This window comes from Rhizorhabdus sp. P4_G5 (assembly GCF_056401065.1).
Map to the genome: position 1 here is coordinate 127,479 of NZ_JBFUKB010000001.1, position 17,443 is coordinate 144,921.

The window sequence follows — 17,443 nt, forward strand, 5'->3', positions numbered from 1 at the left end:
GATTGACGGATCAGACTAGGAAAGCAGATCCTCCCTATCCCGACCTTTCAGCTCGGCAGGTCGCTCTTGCCCATCAGGTGAAGATCGACCGCGCGGGCGCACTGGCGGCCTTCACGGATTGCCCACACGACCAGACTTTGACCGCGGCGCATGTCGCCGCAGGCGAAGATGCCGTCTTGGCTGGTCGCGTATCCGCTCGTATCCGCCTTCACATTGCCCCGTGCATCGAGTTCGACGTCTGCCTGTTCGATGAGACCGGCGGTGTTGGGGCCGACAAAGCCCATCGCCAGCAGCACCAGGTCGGCTTTGAGCGTGAACTCGCTGCCGGCGACTTCCTGCATCTTGCCGCCGACCCACTCGACGCGGATGCATTCGAGCGCGGTCAGCTGGCCGTTGGTCCCGACGGCGCGTTTCGTCACCACCGACCAGTCGCGCTCACAGCCTTCCTCGTGGCTCGAGGAAGTGCGCAGCTTGAGTGGCCAATGCGGCCAGGACAGCGCCTTCGCCTCCTTCTCGGGCGGCCGCGGCATGATCTCCAGCTGGGTGACCGATGCGGCGCCATGGCGGTTGGAGGTGCCGACGCAATCCGATCCGGTATCACCCCCGCCGATCACGACGACATGCTTGCCGGTCGCGGTCAGCGTGCCGCGCGGGGCGGCGCGGAGTTCGTCGTCTCCGGCGTTACGCTTGTTCTGCTGGGTAAGGAATTCCATCGCATAGCGGACGCCTGGGAGCTCGAAGCCCGGGATCTCCAGCGGGCGCGGCTTTTCAGCGCCGCCGGAAAGCACGACCGCGTCGAAATTCTCCCGGAGCGAATCGATGGAAACCTGAACACCGACCTCGGTGCTGGTGCGAAAGGTGATCCCTTCGGCCTCCATCTGCACCAGGCGCCGGTTGACGAGGTGCTTCTCCATCTTGAAGTCGGGGATGCCATAACGGAGCAGGCCTCCCATCCGATCGTTCTTCTCGAACAGCGTGACGCTATGTCCGGCGCGGGCGAGTTGCTGCGCGCATGCCATGCCGGCGGGTCCCGATCCCACGACGGCCACCGACTTGCCGGTCTTGCGAGCCGGCGGCATTGGTACGATCCAGCCTTCCTCCCATCCCCGATCGACGATAGCGCATTCGATCGACTTTATCGCGACCGGTGTGTCCTGGATGTTCAGCGTGCATGCCGCCTCGCACGGCGCAGGGCAGATGCGGCCGGTAAATTCCGGAAAATTATTTGTTGAATGAAGCACTTCAAGTGCGTTCTTCCAATCGGACTCATAGACCAGATGGTTCCAGTCCGGGATGATGTTGTTCACCGGACAGCCGGTATGGCAGAACGGGATGCCGCAATTCATGCAGCGGGAAGCCTGATCTCGCAGTTCCTTGTCCGGCATTGGCAGGACGAACTCGTTCCAGGTCTTCAGCCGCTCCGCAGGCTTCAGATAGCTGCGCTCCTTGCGCTCGATCTCGAGAAAACCGGTTGCCTTGCCCATCTTTATTCTCCGGTCATTCCGCGGCGATATCAGCGGCAGCGAGGCGCTCGGCCTCCAGCTGCTGCAGCGCGCGGCGATAGTCTCGCGGCATCACCTTCACGAACCGGGTGATGGTGGTCTGCCAGTCGTCGAGGAGGGCACGCGCCTGGGCGCTGCCGGTGTGCAGATGATGTCGCTCGAGCAGGATGCGCAACCGATCCGCGTCATGGCGGAGCATGTCGCCCATGCCATAATCGTGGACGCTTGCGGGGCGCTGCTGCGGCCGGCCCGTACCCTCATCCGCGTCGGGGGCAGCGTTGATGGGCTCGACATCGACCATCGCCGGATTGCAGCGGTCGCGGAAGCGGCCATCGACGTCGAGCACATAGGCGATGCCCCCCGACATACCAGCGGCGAAGTTGCGCCCGGTCTGGCCCAGCACCGCGACGACGCCGCCGGTCATATATTCGCAGCCATGATCGCCGGTGCCCTCTACCACCGCGATTGCGCCCGAGTTGCGCACGGCGAAGCGCTCGCCGGCGACGCCCTGGAAATAGGCTTCGCCGGCGATCGCGCCGTACAGCACCGTATTGCCGACGATGATATTCTCCAGTGGATCGCGGCTGACATGCCCAGGCTGGCGGACGACGACGCGGCCGCCGGAAAGTCCCTTGCCGACATAGTCATTGCCATCGCCGGTCAGTTCGAGCGTGACGCCATGGGCGAGGAACGCGCCGAAGCTCTGCCCGGCGACGCCGGTAAGGCGGATGGTGATGCTGTTTTCCGGCAGTCCGGCATGTCCGTAGCGCCGCGCCACTTCGCCCGACAGCATCGCGCCGACGGTACGATTGACGTTCAGCACCGGCCGCTCGATCACGACATGCTCGCCACGTTCGAGCGCGGGCGCCGCAGCGGCGATCAGGTCGTTGTCGAGCGCCCCGTCGAGGCCATGGTCCTGGAACTTGGAATGGTGCAGCGTGTTGCCCATCGCCGGTTGCGCCTGGTGGAGCAGGCGGCTGAGATCGATCCCATGCGCCTTCCAGTGATCCAGCGCGGCGCGGGTTTCGAGCCGATCGACCCGGCCGACCATCTCCTGAACCGTGCGGAAGCCCATCTCGGCCATGATCGCGCGCAGTTCCTCGGCGACGAAGAAGAAGTAGTTGATGACGTGCTCTGGCTGGCCGGTGAAGCGCGCGCGCAATACCGGATCCTGCGTGGCGACGCCGACCGGACAGGTGTTGAGATGGCATTTGCGCATCATGATGCAGCCGGCGGCGATCAGCGGCGCGGTTGCGAAGCCGAACTCGTCGGCACCGAGCAGCGCGCCGATCGCGACGTCGCGGCCGGTGCGGATGCCGCCGTCGACCTGCACCGCGATACGGCTGCGCAGGCCATTGAGCAGCAGGGTCTGCTGGGTTTCGGCCAGGCCTATCTCCCATGGGCTGCCGGCGTGGGTCAGCGATGTGAGCGGCGAGGCGCCGGTGCCGCCTTCATAGCCGGAGATCGTCACATGGTCGGCGCGCGCCTTCGAGACACCGGCAGCGACCGTGCCGACTCCAACCTCGGAGACGAGCTTCACCGAGATCCGCGCACCGGTGTTGACGTTCTTCAGGTCATGGATGAGCTGCGCCAGATCCTCGATCGAATAGATGTCATGGTGCGGCGGGGGCGAGATCAGGCCAACGCCGGGGGTCGAGTGGCGCACCTTGGCGATGTTCTTGTCGACCTTGTCGCCGGGCAGCTGGCCGCCTTCGCCGGGCTTGGCGCCCTGCGCCATCTTGATCTGGATGTCGTCGGCATTGACCAGATATTCGGCGGTGACGCCGAACCGGCCCGAGGCGACCTGCTTGATGGCCGAGCGCATCGAATCGCCGTTGGCCAGCGGCACGAAGCGATCCGGCTCCTCGCCGCCTTCGCCGGTGTTGGAGCGGCCGCCAATGCGGTTCATCGCCACCGCCAGCGTGGTGTGCGCCTCGCGTGAGATCGAGCCGAAGCTCATTGCGCCCGTGGCGAAGCGCTTGACGATCTCCGACGCCGGCTCGACTTCGCTGATATCGATCGGGCGATCGGCCGGCTTCAGCCGCATCAGACCGCGGATCGTCAGCAGCCGCTCGCTCTGCTCGTTGATCGACCGGGCGAACTCGGCGTAGCGATCCTGGCTGTTGCCGCGCACCGCATGTTGAAGCGAGGCGATGTTTTCGGGCGTCCAGGCATGGTCCTCGCCACGGACGCGATAGCCATAGACCCCGCCCACATCGAGCATGTTGCGATAGATCGGATTGTCGCCGTAGGCAGCGGCGTGGCGGCGGACGGTCTCCACCGCGATCTCGGCAAGGCCAATGCCTTCGATGGTGGTCGCCGTGCCCGTGAAATAGCGTTCGACGAACGTCGAGGACAGCCCGATCGCGTCGAAGATCTGTGCGCCGCAATAGCTCTGATAGGTCGAGATGCCCATCTTGGACATGACCTTGAGGATGCCCTTGCCGACAGCCTTGATATAGTTCTTCCGAACCTCGTAGCCGGACAGCGGCAGCGCCTGGCGGACGCGGATCTCTTCGAGCGTGTCGAAGGCGAGATACGGGTTCACCGCTTCCGCGCCATAGCCCGCGAGGACGCAGAAATGGTGGACTTCGCGCGCTTCGCCGCTCTCGACGACCAGGCCGGTCTGCATGCGCAGCCCCTGCTTGACGAGATGATGGTGGACAGCCGCGGTCGCCAGCAGCGATGGCATCGCGATGCGGTGCGCATCCTGCGCCCGATCGGACAGGATCAGGATATTCTTGTCGGCCAGGACAGCTTCGGTGGCGGCCCAGCACATTTCCTTGATCGCAGCGGCAAGTCCGGCAGCCCCGGCTGCAGCCTCCCAGGTGATGTCGATCGTCTGGGTGCGGAAGGCGCCGTCGAGTTGGGCCTCGGCCGAACGAATCTTGGCCAGATCCCCGTTGGTGAGGATCGGCTGATCGACCTCAAGACGCTTGTGGGTGCCGGCCTGGCGGCCCAGCAGGTTGGGACGCGGACCGATCATCGACACCAGCGACATGACCAGCTCCTCGCGGATCGGATCGATCGGCGGGTTGGTGACCTGAGCGAAGTTCTGCTTGAAATAATCGTAGAGCAGCCGCGACTTGCTCGACAGCACCGCGATCGGCGTGTCGGTTCCCATCGACCCGATCGGATCCTCGCCGTTGCGGGCCATCGGCTCGAGGAACTTGGCGATATCCTCCTGCGTGTAGCCGAACGCCTGCTGGCGATCGAGCAGGGTCTGGGGATCATTCGGCAGGGCGGGAGCCTCGGCCGTCTCCAGCGCCTCGAGATCCTTGAGCTTGTACTGCGCCGCCTCCAACCACTTGGCATAAGGCTTGGCGCTGGCAAGGCTGGCCTTGATCTCTTCGTCCTCGATGATTCGGCCCTGCTCCATGTCGATCAGCAGCATCTTGCCCGGCTGCAGCCGCCATTTGCGGACGATGTTCTCCTCGGGGATTGGCAGCACGCCCGACTCGGAGGCCATCACGACATGATCGTCGTCAGTCACGCAGAAGCGCGCCGGCCGCAGGCCGTTGCGATCGAGCGTGGCGCCGATCTGGCGGCCGTCGGTGAAGGCGACGGCGGCGGGGCCATCCCATGGCTCCATCAGCGCGGCGTGATATTCGTAGAAGGCCTTCCGTGCCGGATCCATCATCGGATTGCCCGCCCAGGCTTCGGGAATGAGCATCATCACCGCATGGGCGAGCGAGTAGCCGCCGGCGACGAGAAGATCGAGCGCATTGTCCAGGCAGGCGGTGTCCGACTGGCCGTGCGGGATGATCGGCCACATCTTGTCGAGATCGGAGCCCAGCAGCTCCGATTCCATGGTGCGGCGGCGCGCGTTCATCCAGTTGACGTTGCCGCGCACCGTATTGATCTCGCCATTGTGGGCGATGAAGCGATAGGGGTGCGCCAGCTTCCAGCTTGGGAAGGTGTTGGTCGAGAAGCGCTGGTGGACCAGTGCGATCGCCGAGGTGGTGAGCGGATCACCGAGGTCGCGATAGAAGCTGCCGACCTGGCCGGCGAGCAGCAGCCCCTTATAGACGACCGTGCGGCTCGAAAAGGACGGCATGTAGAAGTCGGTGAGACCCGGCAGGCCGTGCGTGGCTTCGAGTTCGGCGAGCGGATTCTGGGTTTGCTTGCGGATTGAGAGCAGCTTGCGCTCGAAAGCATCCTGATCGGCGCAGTCCGGGCCGCGGCCGATGATGGCTTGCCGGATGACCGGCATCTCATCGAGAACGGCCTGACCCAGGCCGGTCGTGTCGACGGGCACGTCGCGCCAGCCGATCAGGCTTTGGCCTTCCTTGACGATCAACTTCTCGAAATGCGCGATGCCGAATGCGCGCGCGGAATCATTTTGCGGCAGGAAGCACATAGCGACCGCATAATCACCGGCGGGCGGAAGGGTGAGGCCGGCGCCGGCCGCCCAGTCGCGCAGCAGCGCATCCGGGATCTGGATCAGGATACCGGCGCCATCGCCGAGCAGCGGATCCGCGCCCACGGCACCGCGATGGTCGATCTTGAGGAGGATCTCGAGGCCGCGCTGTACGACCGTGTTGGACTTGGCGCCACGGATGTTGGCGATGAACCCGACGCCGCAAGCATCATGTTCATTGCGGAAATCGTACAAACCCTGATTCGGCGGATAGGTCATCCGGCGGCAAGCTCCCCCTGGTCCGTACCGACGGACCTTCGCGGTGGCTGCTATACATATATGACCCGCGGAGTGAAGCCTACAAAAGTCCCTTGCCCAACTAGCGCAGCTTTCAGCAATCATGTTGCGTAGCCAGATCGCGCAAGCCGCGACGCGCCTTGGCTACTCGATGAACGGAGGGTGCCGCTCCGGCGAATCGCGGCCGAAGGCATCAGGCCGACGAAGGCCAGCAACACGGCTGCAAGCGCATATGTCCGATGACCCAGGCCCGGCCGGAGCGGATGCGGCGGATAGCCGCTGGTCGCGAAGAACGCGTCTTGAAGCTGGAGGAGGTGGACTGGCCCGCCGCCGCCCCCGGCAGGGAGAAGCTTCGCATGCGGGAGCTGCCCGGCCCGCAGAACAAACCGGACGGGATCGAGCCCTGCATTCGACATCCCTCGGAACCGGGAAAACCTCCCGCAGTTTAGCACCGCAGGAGGACTTTCCCATGATGCCACGTGATCCCGCCGATATCGAACCCAACAGCGAGCAGCGCGATGAAGGGCAGGCGCAGGATGTCGCATCCGACGCGCTCGACATCGAGCATCTCGCGGTCATCGACACCGAGCGTGGGAGCGGGTCCAATCCGGCGTCGCTGATTCCGGACGATGTGCCCGATCTGGTGGAAAAGATGAACGATATGATCGCAAGCGGCCGCCTCGACTTTGATGCCTTCGCCGGCGAGCCTGTCCATGATGACGAAGAGAGTTCGTTCGGATCCACCGATCCGGATGACGAGGATGAATGAAGGCATTCACTGGATCGCGGTGCCGGTGCGTCACAGGGTTTCCAGCTGCGTGAACAGCACGCCCATGATCTCGCGTACCGAAGCTTGGCTGCTGCCGTCCCAGCGGATCTGGGCGAGCCGTTGCCCGTTTTCGTCTCCGACGGGCAGGACAAGGCGGCCGCCGGGCTTGAGCTGGCGGATCAGCGCCTCGGGGATTTCACGCGCTGCGGCGCTGACCAATATCGCGTCGAAGGGCGCCGCGTCCGCCCAGCCGCGCGTTCCGTCGCCCACCCGAAGGCTGATATTGGCATAGTCGAACTGCTCCAGAAGCGATGCCGCCGTGGCGATGAATTCCTCCACCACATCGACGCTCCAGACCTCTCCTGCCAGTTCGGCGAGCAGGGCGGTCTGATAGCCCAAGCCGGTGCCCACTTCGAGCACCTTGGAGGCGGGGGTGAGTTCGAGCATGTCGACCATCAGGGCCGACATGAAGGGCTGTGAGATCGTCTTGTCGAAGCCGATCGGCAGCGGGCGGTCCTGATAGGCCATCAGGGTGAACTGAAGCGGTACGAAATGGTGACGCGGTACCTTGAGCAGGGCGGCGCGAATCGGCGGGGCGGGGCGCAGATGCCCGATTTCCTCGCTCATCAGGTCATATTCGATCTCGATCACCTCGACCATGTGGCGGCGAAGGATGGACATATGCTCCTCGGTCAACTGCTTCATGCGGATGTGCCTTTGCTGCCTCTACAGAAACGCACGACGCGAGCCGTCGACGATCGACATTCCCGAGCGTGCACCTTCAGCTCGACCCGGCCCGATACCGCCGTGACGAAAGCGCCCGGGCGGTTCGAACTTGAAGGAGATCATGTCTCGGTGAGCACGGCCAAATGGGAGGAGCAAAAGACTGCAAGGGCCATCGATTCTGCCGGAAAGCCGGACGAAGCGTTGATCAGCGCGAATGGAACTTGCCATGATAGCCTTTGAGCTTCTGCTTGGCCTTCAGCTCGAGGCCATAGTCCGAGATCTTGCTCTTGCGGCGCTGGCCATGTTGGCCGGGGCTATAGGGGCGGGTATTGACCGGGCTCCTGGCGCGGCCCCAGATATGCTCAGCGATTCTGCGATCGAGCTTGTGCCTGGCGCCGTGCCGTTTCGACATGTGCCGCTCCCACGGATATCTGCCTGAAGTTTAGGTTTTCCCGAACTGATCACAGCCACATAGATTAAGACTCTGTTGCCGGATCGGCAGTGCGCCTTTCCAGGGGGTGATTGTTGCTGTGATGGCATGGATCGGTCACGAGCGGTGCGCGTTGTGCTCGCGATGAAAGCAATTCCTGCCGCGCTGACCATCGCCCTGCTTCCATTGGCATCCGGCGCACGCGCAGACCAGCTGTGGCTCGGCGTGTATCAGCACGATGTTACTATGTCCGAAACCAAGTTCGAAACCGGACAGGACATCAAGGCCGGATGGATCGGCGATCCCATCCAGTCGTTCCGATCAATCGGCCGGCCCGCGCCGCATCTGCTGGTTTCGAAAAGCCTGAACGGGGGAACCGACTATGTCGCTGCGGGACTCAACTGGACATTCGGAACGCGGGTCTATGTTCGGCCCGGGATCGGCGTTTCGGTCAACGACGGGCCATCGCGTGCCTATCGCGAGGGGCGGCGGGTTGATCTTGGTTCACCCGTCACCTTCGAGCCGGAATTGGCGCTGGGCTGGCGGGCCAACGAGCATATGTCTGTCGAGGCGTCCTGGATACACCTCAGCCACGCCACCATTTTCAGCCGGCAAAATCGCGGCATCGACAGCTTGGGCGTGCGCGCCTTGCTGACATTGCGATAATCGACTGGCTGCAACGGTCATTCCGGTAGCGTTTTACCGCGCAGTAATAAACGCCGTGTTAGGCATGCTTCCATCGCGGAAGGAATGCGGATGTTTTCATCAGAGGTTACCGTGTTGGAACATCGCCGCGGCGAGGAGCGGCTCCCCGCTGATGTGCGGGCGCGTTACGGCACCGGCGGCCGCCCTGAGCGTGCGCTGTGCCGCGTGCTCGACGTTACGACGCGCGGCGCCCGGCTGGAAGTGTTTTGCGACCTGCCGCGCGGTACCAAGATTACGCTGAAGCTGCCCAATGCCGACATCGTGCGCGCAAGCGTGATCTGGTCGAAGGATTTCGAAGCCGGTTGCAAGTTCATCGAACCGCTGAACGAGCGGGAACTGGCGTCGATCTTCATGAAGGGTCACGCCTGATCCGCCAACTTGTCTCGCAGTTGGTTCAGGTCCATCCAATAATCCGCGCGCGTCACACATCATCCAAATCGGAGGATTCGTTTCAGCGCCATCGTTGACACTGGCGAGACCCTGGGGCCAACCAAGGGGTCGGGGCATTAGGGATCGACCGGGGGCAGTTGGATGGCGCTTTATTCAGCATACACTCCAACTTCGCTGTTCACGCGCGCGATGTTCAATCTTGATGCAAGCGGGATCAGTGACTTCCGCRTCAATGGCCAGATCCGCGTCAGCGTGTCGGACGGATTTGCCACTGGACCCTACGCCCTCGGGCTCGACAATGAGGTCCCGTGGCAGTCTACCAATCTGTCCAACATTCAAGGAATCTTAGGAGTATTCCAGCAGTTCGCGAACCTGAACTTCGCCACGGTAGTCGACTACGATACGACCTCGATCAGTTCAATCGCCGATCCATCAAGCGTCGGCCCGTTCGATCTCTCCGATATCAACATCACGTTCTACCGCCCTTCCAATCCGGACATACTCGGCGAATCCGCCTTGGCCACGGACAGCTTTGGATACTCCGGTTCCCGGGGTGACATCTTTATAAATCCGGACTCGTCAATTTTTGGCGAAGATCTCTCCTTCGGCGAGTTCAGCAAGGTCAAGGAGGTCCTGATGCATGAGTTGGGACATTCTTTCGGCTTGTCCCACCCGTTTGTCTCATCGTTCGGCGTTGACCAAGTCACGTCCGACTTTTCAGCCCTTGTAAGCGCCGGCTTTCAGAAGCTGGGGTTTTCAATCACCAGCGGCGCTAGCCTGAACAAAGAATATTTCACCATCATGTCCTATGATGATGAACATGAGGACCCGTATCTCAACGCATATACTCCGATGATCTTGGATGTGATCGCTCTTCAACAGGTATATGGTGAAGGTTCTGGGACTAGTGGGGCGGGAAATGACATCATAGAAGCCGGGAATATTGGGTATCGTACGTATTTCGATAAGGGCGGAATTGACACGATCGAAGCCCAATTCTACGAGGATGGCGTCTACATCAACCTGGGTGTGTCCATCACCGGAGCTGATCATCTGGTAGGCATCGTCATGAGTCAGCTAGATGCTGAAACAACTATATTGAATGGGGGAAACCCTGACAGTCTACGTTGGCTTTATGGCGAATATGAAAATGCTAACGGCTCAGCTAGCGACGATCTTATCGTGGGCAATACGCTGAACAATGTTCTGATCGGACGAACGGGTAATGACTATCTCCTGGGTGATGACGGCTCCGATTCGCTTGGCGGCGATGACGGACACGACAATTTGTTCGGGGGAGCGGGTACGGATACGCTGGAGGGAGGCGCGGGTAATGACCATCTCTACGGTCAGAGCGCGAGCGGTGGCAGCGATGGCGCCGACAGCCTCTCAGGGGGCGGCGGCAGCGATTATCTCCAGGGCAATGCCGCGAATGACACGCTAGACGGAGGCGATGGTTCGGATCGCATCCAGGGCGGCCGCGACGATGATTTGATCCGCGGCAGCGGTGGCAATGACACTGCCAACGGGAACCTCGGCAACGACACGATCGACGGCGGTGACGGTAACGATTCGCTGCGGGGTGGGCAGGGCAATGACCTGGTCGTTGGCGGCATCGGCAACGATCTTCTGTCCGGAGATCTCGGCACCGACACCCTCACGGGGGGCGCAGGCTCAGACATCTTCATGGTGTCCGGCCAGGCATCGACCGTGGTCGCAGGCCCTGACCGCATCACCGACTTTGTCGACGGTACTGATCGCATCTCGGTGGGTTATACCCCCGCCATCGTGCTCACCGGAGCAGCGCGATCGAGTCTCATGGCTGCAGCTACGGCCGCACAGCAGCTGTTCGACGCTCGCGAAGGCAATGGAGAGATTGCTGTGCTGGGAGTCGGTACCGACACCTATGTGTTCTATTCCAGCAACGGCGGAGCGACGGCGGACTCAGCGATCCTTGTGGCAAATGTCGGATCGAGCGCCTTTAATGCTGCAGACTTTATTTAGCCCTCGGGGAAGTCTTCAATAGTCGATAAACGCTCGCTCTGGAGATGCCCAGTCGTTTGGCGATCTCAGTTGCTCCTACTTGATTGGCCCGTAGAGCTTCTATGCCGTTGACGGATATGTTCGGCGGCCAGCCGCAGTAGGTCCCGCGCTCCCTAGCCTTCTCGATCCCGTTACGCTGCCGCTCTCGTCTGATGTCGTTTTCGAACTCGGCAACCGCGCCGAGAATCGCGAGCGAGGCAGGATGCGGGCGATATAGGTCTTCTCGCCCTCATCATCGACGCTGCCGCCTGCGGGATCATCATCTTCCGCCGGGTCGTCGTCCTCCCTATCGGGATCATTGGCGACAGCGAGCAGGCTGATCGCCACCTCAATGAAGTCCTCGATCTGCTTGCGGTCCAAGCGAGACAGGATGCGCTCTACCGCGCTGGTGGCGGTTGGGATCTGGAATACGCTCGCCATTTCATGCCCTCCCGGACGCGGCGAGGCGGCGAATACCTGCGCGACGCCGGGATGTCTGCGTCGGTGAGCTTGACGTCCTTAAGGCTTGGTGACCCCTACGGGACTCGAACCCGTGTTTTCGCCGTGAGAGGGCGACGTCCTAGACCGCTAGACGAAGGGGCCGTGCGAGCGGAGCGGCGTCATTATGGGGCGGGGTGGGGCAAGTCAAGGCGGATCGGAAGCGAGCGCTTTCCATGCTCGAAAAGCGCTATTCCCGCTCCGTCATGCTTTCCGTGAATCTACGCACTGGCCTCCCCGGCCGGCACCGCTAAGCTCGGAGGATGGAGGCAGAGCTCATATGGCAGGACGAGGCGGAGAGCCTCATGCTGGTGCATGGCACCGGCGCCATCGGCGCGCTCGTCAGCCAGATTTCGGACGCGGTTCGCCTCTGTGACGATCAGGCGGTGCGCAAGCTGGACCATATGCTGCAATTGGTCGAAGCCCGGCTCGAAGAGCCCTGGCGCCTGCCTGCCGCCAGAGCGGATTAAAATGAACTCGGGCGGGCCGCATCACCTGCGGCCCGGACGTCACTGCAGATCAAAAGAAGCGCGACTCGACCCGGTTCTGGTTGAACGGGCCGAGCCTATCGCTCTGGCCGGTTGGAGCGCGATCAGGCGGCTGCCCGATCGCGCTCCTTCATCTCCTGATTGAGCATCTCGGCTAGCAGGAACGCCAGTTCGATGCTCTGGCCGGCGTTGAGCCGGGGATCGCAATGGGTGTGATAGCGATCGGCGAGATTCTCGTCGGTCACCGCCATGGCGCCGCCGGTGCATTCGGTGACGTTCTGGCCCGTCATCTCAGCATGAATGCCGCCGCCATGCGTGCCCTCGGCGCGATGGACCGCGAAAAAGCCGCGCACTTCGGCCAGGATGCGGTCGAACGGCCGGGTCTTGTAGCCGTTGCCCGCCTTGACGACGTTGCCGTGCATCGGGTCGCAGGACCACACCACCTGGCGGCCTTCACGCTTCACGGCGCGGACCAGCGTGGGCAGATGCTTCTCGATCTTGTCATGCCCATAGCGGGTGATCAGCGTGATGCGGCCCGGCTGGCGGCCAGGGTCGAGCGTGTCCAGCAGGCGCAGCAACACGTCGGGTTCGAGACTCGGACCACATTTGAGGCCGATCGGATTGCCGACGCCACGCAGGAATTCGACATGCGCCGAGCCCTCGAAGCGGGTGCGGTCGCCGATCCACAGGAAATGGGCCGAGCAATCGAAATAATTGCCGGTGAGGCTGTCCTCGCGGGTCAGCGCCTGCTCATAGGGGAGCAGCAGCGCTTCATGGCTGGTGTAGAACTGGGTGCCCTTGAGTTGCGGCACCGTCTCCGGATTGATCCCGCACGCGGCCATGAAGTCGAGCGCGTCGCCGATCCGGCTCGCCACCTCGCCATATTGTGCCGCCCAGGGGCTGCGGCCCATGAAGTCGAGCGTCCAGGCATGAACCTGGTGGAGATTGGCATAGCCGCCCTGGGCGAAGGCGCGCAGCAGGTTGAGCGTCGCGGCCGACTGGCTGTAGGCGCGGATCATGCGCCGCGGGTCCGGAGTACGGCCTGCGGCTTCGAAAGCGATGTCGTTGATGATGTCGCCGCGGTAGCTCGGCAGCGACACGTCGCCCTGCTCCTCGGTCGGCGTAGACCGCGGCTTGGCGAACTGGCCCGCCATGCGGCCGACCTTCACGATCGGCATTTTGGAAGCATAGGTCAGTACAACCGCCATCTGGAGGATGACGCGGAACGTGTCGCGGATGTTGTTGGGGTGGAACTCGGCGAAGCTCTCAGCGCAATCGCCCCCCTGCAGCAGGAAGGCCTTGCCGGCCGCGACCTCGGCCAGCGTCGCGGTCAGTTCGCGCGCCTCGCCCGCGAACACCAGCGGCGGATAGCTCGACAGTTCGTTCTCGGCCGCAGCCAATGCCGTCGCGTCCGGATAATCCGGCATCTGCACCGCTTTTTGTTGACGCCAGCTTTGGGGCGTCCAGTTCGTCGCCATTCCCAGTCCCACTTCCTTTTAGGGCGCTCCCAATGCGCGCGGGGCCCGCGAAAGGCAAGGGCAGGGTGGATTGGGGCAGCGCAAGATTAACTCGTCACGCGCTGGCAGGCAGCCGACCTCAGCGGTGCTGAACCTTCCAGCGCATATAGAGATTGGCGAAGATGCCGAGCAGGATCGCGCTGCCGATGCAGAGACCGATATAGGCGGCATGGGTCGGCAGATATTCGATCCAGAGAAAGCCCGCCGCATAGCTGAGCGCTACGCACACGACGAAAGTCTGCAGCGAATTGGACCCGATTATCGCAAACTGCCGCATCAGCCATAGCCGCTGCAGGCGCGGCCACATCCACAATATGCTCATGATCAGCCAGCAGACCGACATCGCGTGCGCCACCCGGATCGGCCCGATCCTGATCTTGCTCTGGTACAGGACCTCGAACGAGAACCAGCCCTGGGCCAGGAACAATATGGTAAGCCCCGCGAAGATCAGGACCGGCGGCACCAGCCAGCGCCAGTCGCCTTCTGCCCGCCGCTCCATTCTCGCCAGCAGCCGGTAGCGGCCGGCTGTCATCGCGCCGAAGAACAGCAACTGCCAGGATGCAGGGTTGAAGTTCCACAGCCAGTCGCCGACCGGCGAGCCGCCAATGATGTTGAACCAGGCATTCTCATGCGCGAACCAGTAGAGCCCGATCGAGGCGAGCAGCCCGAGTAGGACATGGATCCGCAGCAGCAGTGCGAAGATCGGCGCGGTGGCGAGCAGCGCCATATAGGTGACGAGAATCTCCAGGCAGTAAGGCTGGATGTAGAGGATTAGGAAGTCGATCAAGGAGGCCGGCCCGCGCTGGATGAACCAGCTGTAGAAGCTCAGCCGGGCCAGGTCGGCGGATTCGATGCACAGCGGCAGCAGCACCAGGAACAGGCCGAGATTATAGACATAGAGCTTGCCGGCCCGTGGCCATACCTTCGCGGCGAATCCGCGTAGCGTCACGTCCCGGTCAGCACGCAGATAGACAGCGCCGACCAGATAGCCGGACAGCAGGAAAAACACTTCGGCCGCGCTGGAAAAGCCCCATAGCGTCAGCGTCGGGAACTGCATCCCGACCATGTGCATCCGGTCGGTGAACCCGGTTATGTGGTTGATCGTAATGGTGATCAGCGCCAGTCCGCGCAATATGTCGATGCTGGAGTCGCGCTGGCTCGGGCGCGGCCCGCCGGTCTGACTGGAATCGATGGAAGTCACGCCGCGGCCTTACTGCGCGCGCGGAAAAATACAATGTGGACGCATGCCATGTCGCTGTTCATTGATCATGAAGATGGGCGGGCCCATATAGGTGCCAAGCGATGCGCCTGGCGGCGCTCCGATCGGAGAATACATGACTGAGAATCTGCCCGTATTGCCATTGCGCGATATCGTCGTTTTCCCCCACATGATCGTGCCGCTGTTCGTTGGACGCGAGAAATCGGTGGCCGCGCTGGAAAGCGCGATGGCCGCCGACAAGTCTATTTTCCTGGTCGCCCAGCTTGATCCGGCGGAGGACGATCCCGATCGAGACGCGCTCTACGACCTGGGCGTGGTGGCGACCGTTCTCCAACTCCTCAAGCTGCCGGACGGCACCGTGCGCGTCCTGGTCGAAGGCAAGCAGCGCGCGCGCCTGGACGAGCTGTCGAGCGGAGAGTCGCATCTCACCGCGACCGTCGAGCTGATCGAGGAAGCCGAGGCCGAAGGTACCGAAGTGTCGGCGCTGATGCGGTCGGTGATCGACCAGTTCGAGAACTACGCACGCCTCAACAAGAAGCTGCCGGCGGAGACGTCGGTCCAGCTCGGCCAGATCGAAGACGCCGCCAAGCTCGCGGATGCGGTCGCCGCGAACATCTCGATCAAGGTATCGGACAAGCAGGCGCTGCTTGTCGAACTCGATCCCGCCAAGCGGCTCGAAATGGCGTTCGCCCTGATGGAGGGCGAACTGGGTGTGCTCCAGGTCGAGAAGAAGATCCGCAGCCGCGTGAAGCGGCAGATGGAGAAGACCCAGCGCGAATATTATCTCAACGAGCAGCTCAAGGCGATCCAGCGTGAACTGGGCAACGGCGAGGGCGAGGACGCCGGCGACGAACTGGCGGAACTTGCCGGCAAGATCGCCAAGCTCAAGCTGTCCAAGGAGGCTCGCGGCAAGGCCAATGCCGAGCTGAAGAAGCTGCGGACAATGGCGCCGATGTCTGCAGAGGCCACCGTCGTGCGCAACTATCTCGATGTGCTGCTTGGCCTGCCCTGGGGCAAGAAGTCGAAGCTCAAGAAGGACATCGCGGCGGCGCAGGCGGTGCTCGATGCCGATCATCATGGCCTCGAAAAGGTCAAGGATCGCATCGTCGAATATCTCGCCGTGCAGGCGCGCACCAACAAGCTCAAGGGGCCGATCCTGTGCCTCGTCGGTCCTCCCGGCGTCGGCAAGACCTCGCTCGGCCGCTCGATCGCCAAGGCAACCGGCCGCGAATTCGTCCGCCAGTCGCTCGGTGGCGTGCGCGACGAAGCCGAAATCCGCGGCCATCGCCGCACCTATATCGGCTCGCTGCCGGGCAAGATCGTGACCAACCTGAAGAAGGCCGGCGCCTCGAACCCGCTGTTCCTGCTCGATGAGATCGACAAGCTTGGCCAGGATTTCCGCGGCGATCCGGCGTCGGCGTTGCTCGAGGTGCTCGATCCGGAGCAGAACAGCCGCTTCCAGGATCATTATCTGGAGATCGATATCGATCTTTCGGATGTGATGTTCGTGTGCACCGCGAACAGCCTGAATCTGCCGCAGCCATTGCTCGATCGCATGGAGATCATCCGGCTCGAAGGCTATACCGAGGATGAGAAGGTCGAGATCGCCAAGGCGCATCTGCTCGACAAGCAGATCGAGGCGCATGGCCTGAAACCCGCCGAGTTCGAGCTCACCGACGAGGGCCTGCGCGACCTGATCCGCTATTATACCCGCGAGGCCGGCGTCCGCACGCTCGAACGCGAGATCGCGAAGCTGGCACGCAAGAGCCTGCGCAGGATCCTGGAAGGCAAGGAGAGCCGGGTGGTGATCACGCCGGATAACCTGTCCGACTTCGCCGGCGTGCGGAAGTTCCGCTTCGGCATTGGCGAGGAAGAGGACCAGGTGGGCGCTGTCACCGGGCTTGCCTGGACCGAGGTCGGCGGCGAGCTACTGACGATCGAGGCGGTGACGGTCACCGGCAAGGGCGGCATCAGCACCACCGGTAAGCTTGGCGATGTGATGAAGGAAAGCGTCCAGGCGGCGTTCAGCTTCGTCAAGGCGCGCGCGCCGGCCTACGGCATCAAGCCGAGCCTGATCGGCCGCAAGGACATCCATATCCATTTGCCCGAGGGCGCGGTTCCGAAAGATGGCCCTTCGGCGGGCATCGGTATCACCACCGCCATCGTCTCGACCTTGACCGGTATCCCGGTGCGCAAGGAGATCGCGATGACCGGCGAGGTGACGCTGCGCGGCCGGGTGCTGCCGATCGGCGGCCTCAAGGAGAAACTACTGGCGGCGCTGCGCGGCGGCATCACCACCGTTCTCATCCCCAAGGAGAATGAAAAGGATCTTGTCGAGATCCCGGCCAATATCCGCGAGGGGCTGACGATCATCCCGGTGAGCCATGTCGATGAAGTGCTGGCGCTGGCCCTGGCGGGCAAGCTTACGGCGATCGACTGGACCGAGGCGGACGAGTTGGCTCTCACCCTTCGGGGCGCAACCAGCCCCGACGGGACGGAAGTCGCCGTCCGTCACTGACC

General features: G+C 62.8%; 13 protein-coding genes, 1 tRNA gene and 1 pseudogene. 6 read left to right on the plus strand and 9 right to left on the minus strand.

All coding sequences use genetic code 11. The annotated features are described in order from the left end of the window. Window positions 1–47: 47 nt before the first annotated feature. Together AC1DQK_RS00600 and gltB are read right to left on the minus strand one after the other, a co-directional pair. Window positions 48–1,484 (minus strand): glutamate synthase subunit beta, encoded by a 1,437-nt coding sequence (locus tag AC1DQK_RS00600; protein WP_477866317.1) that lies wholly within the window; start codon window positions 1,482–1,484, stop codon window positions 48–50. Window positions 1,485–1,497: 13 nt separating this feature from the next. Then, complete coding sequence (gltB, locus tag AC1DQK_RS00605) at window positions 1,498–6,141, minus strand: glutamate synthase large subunit (protein WP_477866319.1); 4,644 nt, start codon at window positions 6,139–6,141, stop codon at window positions 1,498–1,500. Window positions 6,142–6,262: 121 nt separating this feature from the next. Here gltB and AC1DQK_RS00610 point away from each other — a divergent pair, with 121 nt between their 5' ends. Beyond that, window positions 6,263–6,928 carry a hypothetical protein gene (locus tag AC1DQK_RS00610; protein WP_477866321.1) on the plus strand — a complete coding sequence of 222 codons (666 nt, stop codon included), beginning with the start codon at window positions 6,263–6,265 and terminating at the stop codon, window positions 6,926–6,928. A 30-nt stretch (window positions 6,929–6,958) separates the two neighbouring features. Here AC1DQK_RS00610 and AC1DQK_RS00615 read toward each other — a convergent pair whose 3' ends face one another. Both AC1DQK_RS00615 and AC1DQK_RS00620 read right to left on the minus strand, forming a co-directional pair. Continuing rightward, window positions 6,959–7,633, minus strand: coding sequence for a protein-L-isoaspartate(D-aspartate) O-methyltransferase (locus AC1DQK_RS00615; protein WP_477866323.1), 675 nt, complete (start codon window positions 7,631–7,633; stop codon window positions 6,959–6,961). Between the two features lie 244 nt (window positions 7,634–7,877). Beyond that, a pseudogene (locus AC1DQK_RS00620) lies at window positions 7,878–8,066 on the minus strand (30S ribosomal protein S4); the annotation flags it as partial. A gap of 144 nt (window positions 8,067–8,210) precedes the next feature. Here AC1DQK_RS00620 and AC1DQK_RS00625 point away from each other — a divergent pair. The 3 genes from AC1DQK_RS00625 to AC1DQK_RS00635 all read left to right on the plus strand — a co-directional run bounded on the left by AC1DQK_RS00625 (window position 8,211) and on the right by AC1DQK_RS00635 (window position 11,183). Continuing rightward, window positions 8,211–8,750, plus strand: coding sequence for an acyloxyacyl hydrolase (locus tag AC1DQK_RS00625; RefSeq protein WP_477866325.1), 540 nt, complete (start codon window positions 8,211–8,213; stop codon window positions 8,748–8,750). Between the two features lie 90 nt (window positions 8,751–8,840). After that, window positions 8,841–9,158, plus strand: coding sequence for a PilZ domain-containing protein (locus tag AC1DQK_RS00630; RefSeq protein ID WP_477866327.1), 318 nt, complete (start codon window positions 8,841–8,843; stop codon window positions 9,156–9,158). Window positions 9,159–9,320: 162 nt separating this feature from the next. Beyond that, on the plus strand, window positions 9,321–11,183 hold the full coding sequence (locus AC1DQK_RS00635) for a M10 family metallopeptidase C-terminal domain-containing protein (protein WP_477866329.1): 1,863 nt from the start codon (window positions 9,321–9,323) through the stop codon (window positions 11,181–11,183). Here AC1DQK_RS00635 and AC1DQK_RS00640 read toward each other — a convergent pair. From AC1DQK_RS00640 to AC1DQK_RS00650, 3 genes are all read right to left on the minus strand, one after another. Then, complete coding sequence (locus AC1DQK_RS00640; RefSeq protein WP_477866959.1) at window positions 11,176–11,376, minus strand: helix-turn-helix domain-containing protein; 201 nt, start codon at window positions 11,374–11,376, stop codon at window positions 11,176–11,178. The genes AC1DQK_RS00635 and AC1DQK_RS00640 overlap by 8 nt on opposite strands. Further along, a complete protein-coding gene (locus AC1DQK_RS00645; protein WP_477866331.1) occupies window positions 11,283–11,642 on the minus strand; it encodes a hypothetical protein in 360 nt (119 codons plus the stop codon). The genes AC1DQK_RS00640 and AC1DQK_RS00645 overlap by 94 nt, the downstream gene beginning before the upstream one ends. Window positions 11,643–11,728: 86 nt before the next feature. After that, window positions 11,729–11,804: transfer RNA gene (locus AC1DQK_RS00650), tRNA-Glu, on the minus strand. Between the two features lie 158 nt (window positions 11,805–11,962). Here AC1DQK_RS00650 and AC1DQK_RS00655 point away from each other — a divergent pair. After that, a complete protein-coding gene (locus AC1DQK_RS00655; protein ID WP_477866333.1) occupies window positions 11,963–12,169 on the plus strand; it encodes a hypothetical protein in 207 nt (68 codons plus the stop codon). A gap of 122 nt (window positions 12,170–12,291) precedes the next feature. On the opposite strand, the gene AC1DQK_RS00660 is transcribed toward AC1DQK_RS00655, so the two are convergent. Continuing rightward, window positions 12,292–13,665 carry a class II 3-deoxy-7-phosphoheptulonate synthase gene (locus tag AC1DQK_RS00660; protein ID WP_477866335.1) on the minus strand — a complete coding sequence of 458 codons (1,374 nt, stop codon included), beginning with the start codon at window positions 13,663–13,665 and terminating at the stop codon, window positions 12,292–12,294. 118 nt (window positions 13,666–13,783) lie between these two features. After that, window positions 13,784–14,905, minus strand: coding sequence for an OpgC domain-containing protein (gene opgC, locus AC1DQK_RS00665; protein ID WP_477866337.1), 1,122 nt, complete (start codon window positions 14,903–14,905; stop codon window positions 13,784–13,786). Between the two features lie 133 nt (window positions 14,906–15,038). On the opposite strand from opgC, the gene lon reads away from it, so the two are divergent. Continuing rightward, on the plus strand, window positions 15,039–17,441 hold the full coding sequence (gene lon, locus AC1DQK_RS00670) for an endopeptidase La (RefSeq protein ID WP_477866339.1): 2,403 nt from the start codon (window positions 15,039–15,041) through the stop codon (window positions 17,439–17,441). Window positions 17,442–17,443 lie beyond the last annotated feature (2 nt).